Below are 15,208 nucleotides of genomic sequence, written 5' to 3'. Positions count from 1 at the left end.
ATGACGATACGAACGATCATTCGTTTTAGCCGTGATGTCAACCCGTGGTTATGGATTGCCTGCGCCGCCGCTATCCCCTGGCCAGAAAGGCGCCGATGCGTCTGCGCGCCTCGGGGCTTTCCCAGGCGTCGGCAAGCGCCTGCGCCGTGCGCTCCAGCGTATCGGCATCGATCTGCAACCCCAGCGAGCGTGTCAGCGCCTTGGCGCGCGCCACGGCGGAAGGCTCGGTTGCGGCATAGGGGGCCAACTCCGCCATGACCGCGTCGTCCAGCGCTTCGGCGTCCACGGCGGCGGCGACGAGGCCAAGCGCAACAGCCTCGGCGGGGCCGAACGGGCGCGCCGAAAAGAAGACCCGCCGCGCGGCGGCTTCGCCCATGCGGGCCATCACGAAAGGGCCGATCGTCGCGGGGATGATGCCGAGCCGGGTTTCGGTGAAGGCGAATTTCGCGTTCGTCGCTGCGATTGCCACGTCGCAGACGGCCATCAATCCGAGCCCGCCGCCATAGGCCGGCCCGTTGATCCGCCCGATCAGTGGTTTGGGCAGGCGGTTGAGCCCATCCAGCATGGATGCCAGCGCGCGGGCCTGGTCGATCCGCTCCGACCGCGTCGCATCGAACTGCACGCGCATCCAGTTCAGGTCCGCGCCGGCGCAGAAGCTGCGTCCGGAGCCCGTCAGCACCACCGCCCTTATGCCGTCGTCATCGGCGATCCGCCGCGTCGCCTGGGCAAGCTCGGCGATCATCGCCGCATTCAGGGCGTTATGCTTGTCAGGACGGTGCAGCGTCAGCGTCGCGATGCCCGCGCTATCCACGGCAAGCGTCAGATGATCCATGGGGTCAGGCCTCCGGTCTAAGCGAACGGGCGAAAGCGGCGGCCTCAGTCAGCCGCGCGGGGTCCAGCCCGGCGCGATATCCCAGCCGGTCGAGCCGGTCGCAGACTGCGATCGTATCGACATTGCCCTTCGCCCCTGGTGCGTAGGGGCAGCCTCCGAGCCCGCCGAGAGAGGCGTCGAAGACCCGCAGCCCACGGGCAAGGCTGGCCTCGATATTGTCGAGCGCGCGCCCGTTGGTGTCGTGGTAGTGGCCCGCCAGAAGGTGGGCCGGAACCAGCGGCAGCACCGCATCGAGCATGGCGCCCACCGTATCGGGCGTGCCTGCGCCGATCGTATCGCCAAGGCTGACCTCGTAGCAGCCGAGCGCCAGAAGCCTGGCCGCCAGATCGGCCACCGAGGCCGGCTCCACCGGCCCGGAATAGGGGCAGGCGACCACGCAGGATATGTAGCCGCGGACCGGCAAGCCAACCTGCCGCGCGCGTTCGACCACGGGCCCGAACCGTTCGAGGCTTTCGGCGATGGTGCAGTTGATGTTGGCTTTGGAGAAAGCTTCCGAAGCCGACCCGAAGATGGCCACTTCGTCGGCCCGGGCCTCGATCGCCGCTTCCAAGCCCTTTGCGTTGGGGGTCAGCGCTGCATAGCGCGTGCCGGGGCGTCGGTCGATGCCGGCCAGGACCTCGGCCGCATCGGCCATTTGCGGCACCCAGCGGGGCGAAACGAAGCTTGCAGCCTCTATCCGTTCGAAGCCGCAGGCCGACGCCATGTCCACCAGCCGGATCTTGTCGGCGGTGGGCACGGTGCGTTTCTCGTTCTGCAGCCCGTCGCGCGGGCTCATCTCCACGATCGTCACATGGGTCATGCGGCATCGTCCTCCTGAAGGCGCAGAAGCACCATGCCGTCATCGGCTCTGTCGCCGACGTTTACGAAGACGGCCTCGACGATGCCGTCGCGTGGGGCGGTCAATGTGTGCTCCATCTTCATCGCCTCCACCACGATCAGCGCCGCGCCCCGTTGCACGGCCTGCCCCGGCACGGCGGATACGACGCGGACAGTGCCCGGCATGGGTGAAAGGATAACGCCCGCACCGTCAGCCGGGCCTTCGGACAGGCCGGGTTGCGGGCGCGTCGCCACAAAGTTTTCTCCGTCGATGAACAGCGTTGCCGTCCACCCGTTTCGTCGCCAGCCGAAGCGGCGGGCGATCCCGTCGATCCGGACAAGCGGCTCCGGACCGTGCTCGACGATGTCGACCGTGTGGGAGGCGCCCTCCTGCAGTATCCGGTAATGTCCGTCGCCGCCCTCGGACCGCAATTCCACGATGCGGCCGTCGATCTCCACCCGGATGGGCATGACCGCCGTTCCGAAAATGCGGAATCCGTCGAGCGTGCCCCACGGGCCGGCGACGTCGGCCGGCGCGGCAAAGCGGTCCTGGAGCACCATGGCAGCCAGGGCATAGGCGAGGGGCGGCGCCTCTGCCGGCGGCAGCAGCGACGGCAGGACCCGCTCTATCAGGCCGGTGTCCATGGCACCGGACTTGAAGTCCGGCTCGGCGACGAGTTTTTCAAGGAAGGCGACATTGTTGGCGAGCCCGCAGATGCGCGTCTGCCGCAAGGCCGTGCGCAGCCTGCCCAGTGCAGCCGCGCGGCTTTCTCCATGCGCCGTCAGCTTGGCGATCATCGGGTCGTAATTCGGTGTCACCACATCGCCCTGCCGAACGCCGCTGTCGATGCGCACGCCCTCCGGAAACTCCAGGCAATCGAGCGTTCCGATGGCCGGCAGAAAGCCCTTTGCGGGGTTTTCGGCGTAGATCCTTGCCTCCATTGCATGCCCGCGCATGGAGATATCCTCCTGCGCCAGGGGCAGCGCCTCGCCAGCGGCGATGCGGATCTGCCATTCCACCAGATCGAGCCCGGTGATGGCCTCGGTGACGGGATGCTCCACCTGCAGGCGGGTGTTCATTTCCATGAACCAGAACCGGTCGGGGCGCAGCCCGTCGGACCCGTCGACGATGAACTCCACGGTGCCCGCGCCGCGATAGGCGATGGCGCGCGCGGCGCGCACGGCGGCGGCGCCCATGGCTTCGCGCATGTCGTCCGTCATGCCGGGCGCCGGCGCTTCCTCGATCACCTTCTGGTGGCGCCGCTGCAACGAGCAGTCGCGCTCGAACAGATGGACCGCGTTGCCATGCGTATCGCCGAAGACCTGGATTTCGATATGCCTTGGCCGCTGGACATATTTCTCGATCAGGCAGGCCGGGTCGCCGAAGGCGGATTGCGCCTCCCGCCGAGCCCCTTCGAGTGCGGCGGCGAAGTCGTCGGCGCGGTCGACGCGCCGCATGCCCTTGCCGCCGCCGCCGGCGCGCGCCTTGACGAGTACCGGAAAGCCGATGCGCGCCGCCTCCGCGGACAGAAGATCCGCATCCTGCTCCAACCCGTGATAGCCCGGCACGACCGGCACGCCGGCCTGTTCCATCAGCCGCTTGGCGGCGTCCTTCAGGCCCATGGCGCGGATGGCTGGTGCGTCGGGCCCGATGAAGGTGATGCCGGCAGCCTCGACCGCCTCGACGAAATCGGGGTTCTCCGACAGGAAGCCGTAGCCGGGGTGGATCGCGCCAGCCCCGGTGGCCAATGCGGCCTCGATGATGGCGTCGGCGCGCAGATAGCTTTCCGCCGCCGCCGCGGGCCCGATGCGCACCGCCTTGTCGGCCAGCCGGACATGCGGCGCACCGGCATCGGCATCGGAATGGACCGCCACCGTGGCAAGCCCCATGCGCCGTGCGGTGCGGATGACGCGCACGGCGATTTCGCCGCGATTGGCGATCAGGATCGTATCGAACATGATGCTCTCCCTCACATCCGGAACAGGCCGAAGCGCGTATCGGCCACGGGCGCATTCAGCGCCGTCGCCAGCGACAGGCCAAGCACGTCACGGCTTTTGGCCGGGTCCACGATGCCGTCGTCCCACAGGCGCGACGTGGCGTAGAGCGGATGGCTCTGCCGCTCGAAAAGGTCGATGGTCGGGCGCTTGAACTCGGCTTCCGCCTCCGCGCTCCAGCTTTGGCCCTTGCGCTCCAGACCCTCGCGGCGCACCGTGGCCAGCACGCCGGCCGCCTGCTCGCCGCCCATCACCGCAATGCGCGCATTGGGCCAGCTCCACAGGAAGCGAGGCGAAAAGGCGCGCCCGCACATGCCGTAATTGCCCGCGCCGTACGAGCCGCCGACGATCATCGTGATCTTCGGAACCGCGGTGCTGGACACCGCGGTGACCAGCTTGGCGCCGTGCTTGGCGATGCCGCCTGCCTCATAGGCGCGGCCCACCATGAATCCGGTAATGTTCTGCAGAAACAGCAGCGGTATCTTCCGCTGGGAGCACAATTCGATGAAGTGGGCGCCCTTCATGGCGCTTTCCGAGAAAAGCACCCCGTTATTGGCCAGGATGCCGACCGGCATGCCGTGGATATGGGCGAAGCCGCATACCAGCGTCTCGCCGTAGAGCCGCTTGAACTCGTCGAAGCGCGAGCCATCGACGATCCGGGCGATCACCTCCCGTATGTCATAGGGCGTGCGCGCATCGGCCGGCACGATGCCGGGCAGCTCGGCCGGATCGTACAAAGGTGCTTCCACCGGCAGGCACTCGGCATGGCAGCCGGGCCTGCCGTTCATCGCCGCGATGGCTGCGCGCGCCAGCGACAGCGCATGCTCGTCGTTTTCGGCCAGATGATCGACGACGCCCGACAGCCGGGCATGCGTCATGCCGCCGCCGAGCTCTTCGGCGGAAACGACCTCGCCGGTGGCCTGGCGCACCAGGGGCGGGCCGGCCAGAAATATGGTGCCCTGGTCGCGAACGATGATGGTCTCGTCGCTCATGGCGGGGATGTAGGCCCCGCCGGCCGTGCAGGAGCCCATCACCACGGCCACCTGCTTCAGGCCGCGCGCCGACAGGTTGGCCTGGTTGTAGAAGATGCGGCCGAAATGGTCGCGATCGGGAAACACCTCGTCCTGGTTGGGCAGGTTCGCGCCGCCGGAATCCACCAGATAGACGCATGGCAGGTCGTTTTCCGATGCGATCTCCTGCGCCCGCAGGTGCTTCTTGACCGTCAGCGGATAATAGGTGCCGCCCTTTACGGTGGCATCGTTGCAGACCACCATCGTCGGCCGGCCCGACACCCGGCCCACCCCGCAGATCAGCCCGGCGCCGGGCACGGCGTCGTCATACTGGCCGTTGGCGGCCAGTAGCCCGATTTCCAGGAAAGGGGAACCCGGATCGAGCAGCCGGTCCACCCGCTCGCGCGGCAGCAGCTTGCCGCGCGCGACATGGCGTTGGCGGGCGGCTTCGCCGCCGCCGGCAAGGACGCGGTCCGCCAGTTTCCGGACGGCGTCGAGCTGGCCATCCATCGCCGCCCGGTTGGCGGCAAACGGCGCGGAGCGCGGCGACAGGGTGGAGGCGATGGCGGCCATCAGGCGCTTTCCTTGAACAATTCGCGGCCGATCAGCATGCGGCGTATTTCCGACGTGCCGGCCCCGATCTCGTACAATTTGGCATCGCGCAGCAGGCGGCCCGTGGCATATTCGTTGATATAGCCGTTGCCCCCCAGGGCCTGGATGGCCTGCAGCGCCATCTGCGTCGCCGCCTCGGCGCTGTAGAGGATGCAGCCGGCGGCATCCTTGCGGCTGGTTTCCCCCCGGTCGGCCGCCTGCGCCACCGTGTACACATAGGCACGGGCCGCGTTGGCCGTCACATACATGTCGGCCAGCTTGCCCTGCATGAGCTGGAACTCGCCGATAGGCTGGCCGAACTGGTTGCGCTCGTGGACATAGGGAACCACGATGTCGAGGCAGGCGGCCATGATGCCCAGCGGGCCGGCCGCCAGCACGATGCGCTCGTAGTCCAGCCCGCTCATCAGAACCTTGACCCCGCCGCCGACGGCGCCCAGCACGTTCTCGGCCGGCACCGTGCAGTTCTCGAAGACGAGTTCGCAGGTGTTGGACCCGCGCATGCCGAGCTTGTCCAGCTTCTGCGCCGTGGAAAACCCCGCCATGCCCTTTTCGATCAGGAAGGCGGTGATGCCGCGCGGCCCGGCCTCCGGATCGGTCTTCGCATAGACGACGAGGGTGGATGCGTCGGGACCGTTGGTGATCCACATCTTGGTGCCGTTGAGCACGTAGCCGTCGCCTTGCCGCTCGGCGCGCAGCCGCATCGACACCACGTCCGATCCCGAGCCGCTTTCCGACATGGCCAGCGCGCCGACATGCTCGCCGCTGATCAGCTTCGGCAGGTATCTGCGCTTCTGCGCTTCCGTGCCGTTGCGCCGGATCTGGTTGACACACAGGTTGGAATGCGCCCCGTAGGACAGGCCCACGGATGCCGACGCCCGGCTGATCTCCTCGACAGTCACGCAATGCGCCAGATAGCCGAGGCCCGAACCGCCATACTCTTCCTCGACCGTCAGCCCCAGCAGGCCGAGGGCCCCCATTTCCGCCCACAGCTCGTTGGGAAAGGTGTTGGTGCGGTCGATCTCTTCGGCGCGCGGCGCGATCCGCTCCTGCGCAAAGCGCCGCACCATATCCCGCAGGGCCGCGATATCCTCGCCATGGCCGAATTGCAGTCCGCCCTCATACATGTGCACTGTCCTCCCGCACGGTATCTTCGTCGTCGGAGAGGGCCGGCAGGCCCACGCTCCGACGCGCCATATCCACGTAGATCGTCTCGATGTCCGTTATGCTCAGCCGCCCGCCCGGGCGAAACCATGTGGTGACGCCGGTCAGCATGGCGATCAGCGCGCGCGTCGCGACGGCCTCGTCCGCAACCTGGAAAAGCCCGCGCCCCTCGGAAAGGATGGCCCGAAGCCGCCCCTCGTAGCTGCGCCGCAGGCCCTCGACCACGGCAAAATTGGCCGGCTCCAGATTGCGCAGTTCCATGTAGGCGATGAAGACGGCGTCCGGCCGCTCGAAGTGGTAGCGGATGTGAAAGCGCGCGAAGGCCGTCAGCCGTGCCGCTGCCGGGGCATCCGACGGGTCTGCCTGCGCCCACGCCGCAAGCAACTCGTCCATGTGCCGCACGAGAAGGTCGCGCAGGATGTCCTGCTTGGTGGCGAAATGATTGTACAGACCACCGACCCGGATGCCGACCGCCTCGGCGATGTCGCGCATGGAAACGGCCGCATAACCGCGCGCCGCGAACAGGCGCTCGGCCTCTTTGCGGATGGTGGACGCAGTCTGGAGCCCCTTCAGATACGACACGCGCGCAGCCAGAAAATGATCGTTCGTTCATATTATCAGCGGCATCGAGGCTGTCAATCCGGGGCCGGTGCCTTAGTCTATGCGCAACACGGAAGGGATACAGATCCATGGACCAGACGTCGTCGCACGGAACCGGTACGCTTTCTGAAGCCGAGCTGTCGTTGATCGATCGCTACTGGCGGGCTGCCAACTACCTGTCGGTGGGGCAGATCTACCTGCTGGACAATCCGCTGCTGAAGGAGCCGCTTACGGCCGACCACGTCAAGGCGCGGCTTCTGGGCCACTGGGGCACGACGCCGGGCCTGAACTTCATCTATGTCCATCTCAACCGCATCATCGCCCGGCGCGACGAAGAGATCCTCTATGTCTGCGGGCCCGGCCATGGCGGACCCGGCATGGTCGCCAACACCTATCTGGAAGGTGTCTACAGCGAGATCTACCCGGACGTCCCGGAAAGCGAAGACGGCATCCGCAAACTGTTCCGGCAGTTCTCCTTTCCGGGCGGCATCCCCAGCCACGCCGCCCCGGAAACGCCCGGCTCCATCCATGAGGGCGGCGAACTCGGCTACGCGCTTCTGCATGCCTTCGGGGCTGCCTTCGACAACCCGGACCTCGTGGTGGCCTGCGTCGTCGGCGACGGCGAGGCCGAAACCGGACCGCTTTCGGGTTCGTGGCAGTCGGCCCGGTTCCTGAACCCGGCCCGCGATGGCGCGGTGCTGCCGATCCTGCATCTCAACGGCTACAAGATCGCCAATCCCACCGTGATGGGCCGGATGGACGATGCCGACATCGCCAGGATATTCGAAGGCCACGGCTACCGCCCGATCTTCGTCTGCGGCGAGGAGCACGCCCCCATGCACCAAGCCATGGCGGCGGCGCTGGATACATGCTTCGACGAGATCGCACGCATCCGCGAAAAGGCGCGCAGCGGCTCCGGCTCGGGCCCCGTGCACTGGCCGATGATCGTGTTGCGCAGCCCCAAGGGCTGGACCGGACCGAAGGAGGTGGACGGGCTGAAGGTGGAGGGCTTCTGGCGCTCGCATCAGGTTCCCTTGTCCAACGTGAAGAAGAATGCGGAACATTTGAAGCTGCTGGAGCAGTGGATGCACTCCTATGAGCCGCAGACCCTGTTCGACGAAACGGGGCGGCTGGTGCCCGAACTGCGGCAGATCGCACCCCGGGGAGGCCGCCGGATGGGCGCCGTCCCCGTGGCCAATGGCGGCAGGCTGCGCCAGGAACTGGCGATGCCGGACTACCGCACCCTTGCCGTCGATGTTCCGCGGCCGGGCGCGGTCAACGCCGAGGCCACCCGCGTCATGGGCACGCTCATACGCGAGGTCGCGCGGCTCAACGCGGACACGAAGAATTTCCGCCTGTTCGGTCCGGACGAGACGGCGTCCAACCGGCTGGACGCCGTGTTCGACGTGACGGATCGGGCCTGGATGGAGCAATTGAAGCCCTATGACGTCCATCTGGCGCCGGACGGCCGGGTCATGGAAATCCTGTCCGAGCATTGCTGCCAGGGCTGGCTCGAAGGGTATCTTCTCACCGGTCGCCACGGCCTGTTCTCGTGCTACGAAGCGTTCATCCACATCGTGGATTCGATGTTCAACCAGCATGCCAAATGGCTGAAGGTCTCGCGCGAGCTGGAATGGCGCGCACCGATCTCGTCGTTGAACTATCTGCTGACCAGCCACGTCTGGCGGCAGGACCATAACGGGTTCAGCCACCAGGACCCCGGTTTCGTCGATCTCGTGGCCAACAAGAAGGCCGATATCGTCCGCATCTATCTTCCGCCGGATGCCAACACGCTATTGTGGGTCGCCGATCACTGCCTGCGGACCTACGACCGCATCAACGTCATCGTCGCCGGCAAGCAGCCGGCGCCGCAATGGCTGTCCATGGACGCGGCGGTGCGCCATTGCGAGGCGGGTATCGGCATATGGGACTGGGCCGGCACCGAGGATGGCGGCGAGCCGGACGTGGTGATGGCGTCGGCCGGCGATGTGCCGACGATGGAGTCGATGGCTGCGGTGGACCTTTTGCGCCGGCATGTGCCCGATCTGAAGATCCGGGTCGTCAACGTGGTCGACCTGATGACGCTGCAACCCCGGTCCGACCATCCGCACGGCATCGGCGACGAGGATTTCGACGCACTGTTCACCACCGATAAGCCGGTCATCTTCGCCTATCACGGCTATCCCTACCTCATCCATCGCCTCACCTATGCGCGGACGAACCACGCCAACATGCATGTGCGCGGCTTCGTGGAAGAGGGCACCACGACGACGCCCTTCGACATGGTGGTGATGAACGGGCTGGACCGGTTTCACCTGGCGCTCGAGGCGATCCGCCGCGTGCCGGGCCTGGCCGAACGTGCGGCCGATGCGGTGGAGGTGTTCAACCGCAAATTGGAAGAGCACAAGCGCTACACGCGCGAATATGGCGAGGACATGCCGGAGATCACCCAATGGGGCTGGTCGTACGACACCGCCGCCCGGACCGGAGATTGAGCCCGGCAGCAATCTCCCGGTCCAGGCGCGCGCCGGTCAGGCGGCGTCGAAGACGTGGTGCTCGATCCGGCCATCGAACATCTGCATCAGCTCGGCCGTCACGCCTCGGCTTTCGAAACGGACAGGCGCCTGCAGCGCCTGTGCCAGAGCCTCGGCATCCGGAAAGACCATTGCCAGCGCCAGCGGGATCGGTTCGGCGCCCTCGTCACGCGTCGTCTCGAACTGGATGCGAAGATCTGCCATCCCCGGGAAGGTCAGCCACAGCGGCTTGAGCCGATCCAGCACGAAGGCACGGAATTCGGCCTCGCGGCCGGGTGTGATGGTGCCGCGAAAAAACGCCTGGCGGACGATCATGCGCTATGTGTCTCCTGGATTCTGTCGGCATTGACCGAGGTGCGCGGGGTGCGTCCGGCAAAATGATCGGCAAGGTTTGCCAGCACCAGCGCGCCCATATCCTCGCGGGTGGAAACGGTGGCGCTGCCCTGATGCGGTGCCAGCACGACGTTGTCGAGCCTTGCGAAGGCGGGATCGATGGTCGGTTCGTTGCGGAAGACGTCCAGCCCCGCCGCGGCGATCTGCGCTTGCTGCAGGGCGCTGAGCAGCGCCGCTTCATCCACGACATTGCCGCGCGCGACATTGACGAGGATGCCGTTCGGGCCGAGCGCGTCCAGCACGGCGGCTGAAACGATGCTTTCGGTCTGCGGGGTCGCGGCGACGGCGACAACCAGTATGTCGGCCTCGGCGGCAAGCCGCTCCGGCGTATCGATGCAGGTCCAGCCTGACGGCGTCTCGACGGGCGAGCGGTTCCAGTAAAGGATCTCGGCATCGAAAGCCTCGGCACGCCTGGCAATGGCGCGTCCGATCTGCCCGAGGCCCAGGATGGCAAGCTTGCGGCCACCCAGCCGGCTGCCCAGCGGCAGTTGGCCGCCGGCTGCCCAGCGCCCATCCCGCACCATCCGGTCGCCGTCCACGATGCGCCGCATCACCGCCAGAAGCAGCGCCATCGCCATGTCCGCGACATCGCCGGTCAGGACGCCGGGCGTGGTCGACACGTGGATGCCGCGCCGGGCGGTTTCGGCAAGGTCCACCTTGTCGGTTCCGACGCCATTGATGGCGATAAGGCCGAGTGCCGGCAGCCGCGCGACCCATTCGGCGGACAGCCCCGTGCCGCCGCCGGTAACCGCCGCACGGATGGTGCCGAGGTCCGCCTGGATGCGGGACTGCTGCGCGGCGTCGTACAGGCGGTGCACGGTGTAGGCGGCATCGAGGTCGCGCTCGATGGCGTCCATCATCGGCTCGACCAGAAGGATTGCGGGTTTCATGGCAGGTCTCAGTGTGAAATCTGGCCGAGGAAGGCGCGGGTGCGTTCTTCCCGGGGGTTGTCGAAGAACGTGCCCGGTGTGCCGATCTCGACGATCTCGCCCTTGTCCATGAAGATGATGCGGTCGGCCACCTGCCGCGCGAAGCCCATCTCGTGCGTGACGCAGAGCATCGTCATGCCTTCGTTGGCAAGGTCGATCATCGTGTCCAGCACCTCCTTGACCATCTCCGGGTCGAGGGCGGATGTGGGCTCGTCGAACAGCATGATGCGCGGGTTCATGCACAGCGCGCGGGCAATGGCCACGCGCTGCTGCTGCCCGCCGGAAAGCTGCGCCGGATATTTGTCGGCCTGCTCCGGAATGCGCACCCGCGCCAGGTATTTGCGGGCGATTTCCTCTGCCTCGGCACGCTTGGTGCCGCGCACCTTCATCGGCGCGAGGATGCAGTTTTCCAGGACCGTCATGTGCGGAAACAGATTGAACTGCTGGAACACCATGCCGACGTCGCGGCGGATGGCCTCGACGTTCTTAGGGCCGGCGGTCAGCTCGATCCCGTCCACCACGATCCGTCCGGAGCGCACGGGCTCGAGCTGGTTGATGCACCGGATGAGCGTCGACTTGCCCGATCCGGAAGGGCCGCACAACACGATCTTCTCGCCCTTGGCGACATCGAGGTTGATGTTCTTCAGGGCGTGGAAATCGCCGTAGTATTTTTCCACTTGCTCCATGACGACCGCCTGGGAGGCGGTGTCCGGGCCGCTTTCGTCAGTCATGATCCGATCCTCCCCGGCGGCAACCGCCACGATTACTCCGAAGCCTGCGCGATGAAGTCGGGCAGAGGCTGCTGGAGCCACTTCTCGTGGATCTCGTTCAACGAGCCGTCTTCCTTCTTGCGCTTGATGAAGTCGTTCACATAGGCGAGGAATTCGTCCGACCCCTTGCGGGTGGCGATGCCCTGCACCTGCTGGCGCAGGCTGAACTTCTCGTCGAAGCGGTCGGGCGCCGTCTGCTGGATCTGGGCGATCACGACATTGGACACGCCGATCAGCGGCACCTGCCCCGACAGAAGGGCCTGTACGGCGGACGCATCGTCATCGAAACGCTGGATCGTGGTGCCCTCGGGCGCGATGGCCGTCACCGCGACATCCTGCGTCGAGGCGCGGGCAACGCCGATATTCTTGCCGGTCAGGGCCGCGGCATCCGCCACCGCGACGTCCTTGTCGCCGAAGACGAAGATCTCGATGCCGGCGTAAGGCTGCGAGAAATCGACCTGCTGCGCGCGCTCGGGCGAAATGCCGAGCGAGGCGACCAGCACGTCGACCTGCCCCGACAGAAGATAGGGAATGCGGTTCGGCCCCGTCACCGGAACGATGTTCACGTCCACGCCGAGGTCTTCCGCCAGAAGCTTGGACACGTCGGCGTCGTAGCCGTCGGGCTGGCCGTTGAGGTCCAGGATGCCGAAGGGCGGGAAATCCACCAGCATGCCGATATTGACGGCGCCGCGCTGCTTGATCTCTTCCACCGTCTGCGCCTTGGCCGGCGCCAATGCGGTTGTGCATGCGATCAGCGCCGTAAAGCCGGCTGCGAAAGCCCTTGCGACCGTGTTCATGAGGTACCTCCCGGGTTGTTGGTTCGGCCCGGCGCCTGCCGGGCCCGACTGGTATGGGTCAGCGCTTGGCCATGGCGGCGTAGCGCCCTTCCATGCGCCGCGCGAGAATTGACAGCGGCCAGCACAGGAAGAAATAGATGAGCGCGACGAGCCCGTAGACCTTGAAGGGCGAGAAGGTCGCGTTGTTGACGATCTGTCCGGCGCGCATCAACTCGACGAAGCCGATGATGGAGGCCAGCGACGTACCCTTGATGAGCTGCACCAGGAAGCCGACGGTGGGAGCCACCGCAATACGCGCCGCCTGTGGCAGCACCACCGATTGCATCCTGTCGAAGTAGGACAGGCCGAGCGCCCAGCTCGCCTCGCTCTGCCCTTCCGGCACGGCCTCGATGCAGCCGCGCCAGATTTCCCCCAGGAAGGCGGAGGCGTGAAGCGTCAGCGCGATCGCAGCGGCCGTCCAAGGGCCAAGGCCGAGGCCCAGCATGCGCAGGCCGAAATAGGTGAGGAAGAGCTGCATGAGCAGCGGCGTGCCCTGAAACAGCCGGATGAAGGCCAGCGCCGGAACATTCAAAAGGCGGCTTTTGGACACGCGCGCCAGTGCCACGAGCAGCCCGCCGACGGCCCCGCCCGCAAAGGCGACGGCAGACAGCGCAAGCGTCCACTCGATGGCGGTGAAGATGAACCAGGCTTCGTTGATGCCGAAGGGGCGGATCATGGCTGCGTCCTCCTCAGCGGCTCAGCGGATAGTTGAAGGCAAGGCGCTGCACGACGCTGAACAGCCCCGAAAAGGCCAGCGACAACAGCAGGTAGATACCGGTGATCACCAGGTAGACCTCGAAGGCGGTAAAGGTCTGCGACTGGATGTCGTTGCCCGCCGCCGCAAGATCCGTCGCCGAGATGACGGAGACGACGCTGGTGTTCAGCATCAAATAGATGAACTGGCTGGTCAGCGCGGGATAGACCGTGCGCAGGGCCGGCTTGATGATGATGTAGCGGAAGATCTGCGGGCGCGAGAGCCCCAGCGCAACGCCGGCTTCGACCTGCCCCTTCTGGATGGATTCGATGCCGGCCCGGATGATCTCCGTGGCATAGGCGCCGACATTGACCACCAGTGCTACCAGCGCCGCCGTATTGGGAGAGAAACGGATGCCCAGCGATGGCAGGGCGAAATAGATGAAGAAGATCTGGACCAGGAACGGCGTATTGCGGATGATTTCGATGTAGAGGTCGATCACCCATCGCAGCGGGCGCGGCCCGGCCAGCTTGCCGATAGCGCAGGCGATGGACAGCACCAGGCCGATCACCATTGCCGAAAAGGACAATTGCACTGTGGTCCAGGCGCCGGCCAGAAGCCGGTCCATGTTGTCGAATACGGGCGCGAAATTGAGCTGATACACCGTGGCCTCCCCAGTGATGCCAGCCAATATGCAGTCTCCCAACCGCGCCGGCCATCACTTCGTTAGATCGATCTAACGAAGTTTTCTGGCTGTCGTCAAGACGCGGCCGGTCCGCAGGATGGCCGCGACACGAATGCCGTCTCCTCGAACCGGGCACTCGTGGGGGCTTCCGGCGCGGCAAGACGCCGCAGGAAGAGTTCGCCCGCAGCGGCGCCGATGCGGAAGGGCGCGGTTTCCACCGAGGCAAGGCCTGGAACCATCAGGTCGCATTCGGCGACATTGTCGATCCCGACCAGCGACACGTCGTGGCCGATGGAAAGGCCGAGATCCTGCAGCCCGCGATGCAGGCCCAGCGCAACCACGTCGTTGAAGCACAGGATGGCCGTCGGCGGCGTTGCGCGATGCATCAGGAAGGGGGCGCTGGCGCGCCCGTCCGCATGCGTGAGTGGAATGGATATGACGAGGGAAGCGTCCAGTCCGGCCGCCTTCATGCCGGCGCGGAACCCTTGTATGCGCTCGCGCTGTACGCTGTGATCCATGTTGCCCGAGACGAAGGCGATGCGCCTGTGGCCAAGGGCAACCAGCCGTTGGACGACATCCGCCGTCAACGCCATGAAGTCGACCCCGGCAAAATCGCTGTCCGCCCCGTCCACCCTGCGCAATATCTGCACCAGAGGGATGGCATTGGCGGTCAATCGTTGCAGGGAAGCGCGCTCGGTCCTGTCGGCGGGGCAGACGATGAAGCCGTCGACGCCGTTTTCCCGCATGCGGTTGACGAAGAGGTCCTGCCGATCGGGATCTTCGTTGCAATTACCGAGAAGGACGGAAAAGCCTTCCGGCTCGACCTGCGATTCCACGCCCGCCAGAAGGGTTGCGAAAAACGGATTGGTCAGGTTGGGCAGGATGACGCCGACGGTCTGCGTACTGTGCGCGCGCAGCCTTGCGGCGTTGCGATTGTAGACATAGCCGAGGGCTTGCATCGCCGCCTCGACACGGCTGCGCGTGGCGGGCGTGATCGCCTTGCTGCCGCGCAGCACAAGCGACGCCGTCGCGCGCGATACGCCAGCCTCGGCGGCGACATCGACAAGCGTCGGAACGCGCCCTGCCTTGGATTTTTCACTCACCCGTCGCCTCCCGAACGATGGGACCGGCGGCATTCCGCCACGCGGTTGGATCGATCCAATCATACGCTTCGCCGCTGGCAGGTAAAGTCGATTTCAAGCTTGTCCACCACACAGACGGCCTTGAACCATTCCAGCATCTCGCCGGATCGTGACCTGGCGCTATCTTCAGATCACAAGA

The 15,208-nt window shown here is 66.1% G+C and carries 14 protein-coding genes; 1 reads left to right on the top strand and 13 read right to left on the bottom strand.

Translation table 11 applies throughout. The features are described 5' to 3' along the window. Positions 1-70 precede the first annotated feature (70 nt). From AUL31_RS17305 to AUL31_RS17280, 6 genes are read right to left on the bottom strand one after another with little or no spacing between them, the layout of a single operon-like run. Complete coding sequence (locus AUL31_RS17305) at positions 71-832, bottom strand: crotonase/enoyl-CoA hydratase family protein (protein WP_060609387.1); 762 nt, start codon at positions 830-832, stop codon at positions 71-73. A gap of 4 nt (positions 833-836) precedes the next feature. Next, positions 837-1,691, bottom strand: a complete 855-nt coding sequence (locus AUL31_RS17300) for a hydroxymethylglutaryl-CoA lyase (protein ID WP_060609384.1) — start codon at positions 1,689-1,691, stop codon at positions 837-839. Further along, entirely contained in the window at positions 1,688-3,667 is a 1,980-nt protein-coding gene (locus AUL31_RS17295) for an acetyl/propionyl/methylcrotonyl-CoA carboxylase subunit alpha (RefSeq protein WP_060609382.1), read from the bottom strand. The genes AUL31_RS17300 and AUL31_RS17295 overlap by 4 nt, the downstream gene beginning before the upstream one ends. An 11-nt stretch (positions 3,668-3,678) precedes the next feature. Next, positions 3,679-5,286, bottom strand: a complete 1,608-nt coding sequence (locus tag AUL31_RS17290; protein ID WP_060609379.1) for a carboxyl transferase domain-containing protein — start codon at positions 5,284-5,286, stop codon at positions 3,679-3,681. Continuing rightward, on the bottom strand, positions 5,286-6,449 hold the full coding sequence (locus tag AUL31_RS17285; RefSeq protein ID WP_060609377.1) for an isovaleryl-CoA dehydrogenase: 1,164 nt from the start codon (positions 6,447-6,449) through the stop codon (positions 5,286-5,288). Before AUL31_RS17285 ends, AUL31_RS17290 begins: the two co-directional genes overlap by 1 nt. After that, positions 6,442-7,068: a TetR/AcrR family transcriptional regulator gene (locus AUL31_RS17280; protein WP_244489448.1), complete on the bottom strand. Its 627-nt coding sequence runs from the start codon at positions 7,066-7,068 to the stop codon at positions 6,442-6,444. Before AUL31_RS17280 ends, AUL31_RS17285 begins: the two co-directional genes overlap by 8 nt. 107 nt (positions 7,069-7,175) lie before the next feature. On the opposite strand from AUL31_RS17280, the gene AUL31_RS17275 reads away from it, so the two are divergent. Continuing rightward, a complete protein-coding gene (locus AUL31_RS17275; protein ID WP_060609368.1) occupies positions 7,176-9,581 on the top strand; it encodes a phosphoketolase family protein in 2,406 nt (801 codons plus the stop codon). 36 nt (positions 9,582-9,617) lie between these two features. On the opposite strand, the gene AUL31_RS17270 is transcribed toward AUL31_RS17275, so the two are convergent. The 7 genes from AUL31_RS17270 to AUL31_RS17240 all read right to left on the bottom strand — a co-directional run bounded on the left by AUL31_RS17270 (position 9,618) and on the right by AUL31_RS17240 (position 15,030). Then, positions 9,618-9,935 (bottom strand): hypothetical protein, encoded by a 318-nt coding sequence (locus AUL31_RS17270; protein WP_060609365.1) that lies wholly within the window; start codon positions 9,933-9,935, stop codon positions 9,618-9,620. After that, on the bottom strand, positions 9,932-10,903 hold the full coding sequence (locus AUL31_RS17265) for a 2-hydroxyacid dehydrogenase (RefSeq protein ID WP_143190280.1): 972 nt from the start codon (positions 10,901-10,903) through the stop codon (positions 9,932-9,934). Before AUL31_RS17265 ends, AUL31_RS17270 begins: the two co-directional genes overlap by 4 nt. A gap of 8 nt (positions 10,904-10,911) precedes the next feature. Continuing rightward, positions 10,912-11,673 carry an amino acid ABC transporter ATP-binding protein gene (locus tag AUL31_RS17260; RefSeq protein WP_060609501.1) on the bottom strand — a complete coding sequence of 254 codons (762 nt, stop codon included), beginning with the start codon at positions 11,671-11,673 and terminating at the stop codon, positions 10,912-10,914. A gap of 32 nt (positions 11,674-11,705) precedes the next feature. After that, positions 11,706-12,509: a transporter substrate-binding domain-containing protein gene (locus AUL31_RS17255; protein ID WP_060609362.1), complete on the bottom strand. Its 804-nt coding sequence runs from the start codon at positions 12,507-12,509 to the stop codon at positions 11,706-11,708. Positions 12,510-12,567: 58 nt separating this feature from the next. Next, positions 12,568-13,224, bottom strand: coding sequence for an amino acid ABC transporter permease (locus AUL31_RS17250; protein WP_060609359.1), 657 nt, complete (start codon positions 13,222-13,224; stop codon positions 12,568-12,570). A gap of 13 nt (positions 13,225-13,237) precedes the next feature. Continuing rightward, the gene (locus AUL31_RS17245; RefSeq protein WP_060609356.1) at positions 13,238-13,906 is read right to left on the bottom strand and encodes an amino acid ABC transporter permease; all 669 of its coding nucleotides are present in this window, start codon (positions 13,904-13,906) and stop codon (positions 13,238-13,240) included. A 95-nt stretch (positions 13,907-14,001) separates the two neighbouring features. Further along, on the bottom strand, positions 14,002-15,030 hold the full coding sequence (locus tag AUL31_RS17240) for a LacI family DNA-binding transcriptional regulator (protein ID WP_060609353.1): 1,029 nt from the start codon (positions 15,028-15,030) through the stop codon (positions 14,002-14,004). Between the last annotated feature and the right edge of the window lie 178 nt (positions 15,031-15,208).

It is taken from the genome of Aureimonas altamirensis (genome assembly GCF_001463885.1).
Lineage (GTDB): Bacteria > Pseudomonadota > Alphaproteobacteria > Rhizobiales > Rhizobiaceae > Aureimonas > Aureimonas altamirensis.
This window is presented reverse-complemented; position numbering and strand designations above follow the sequence as displayed.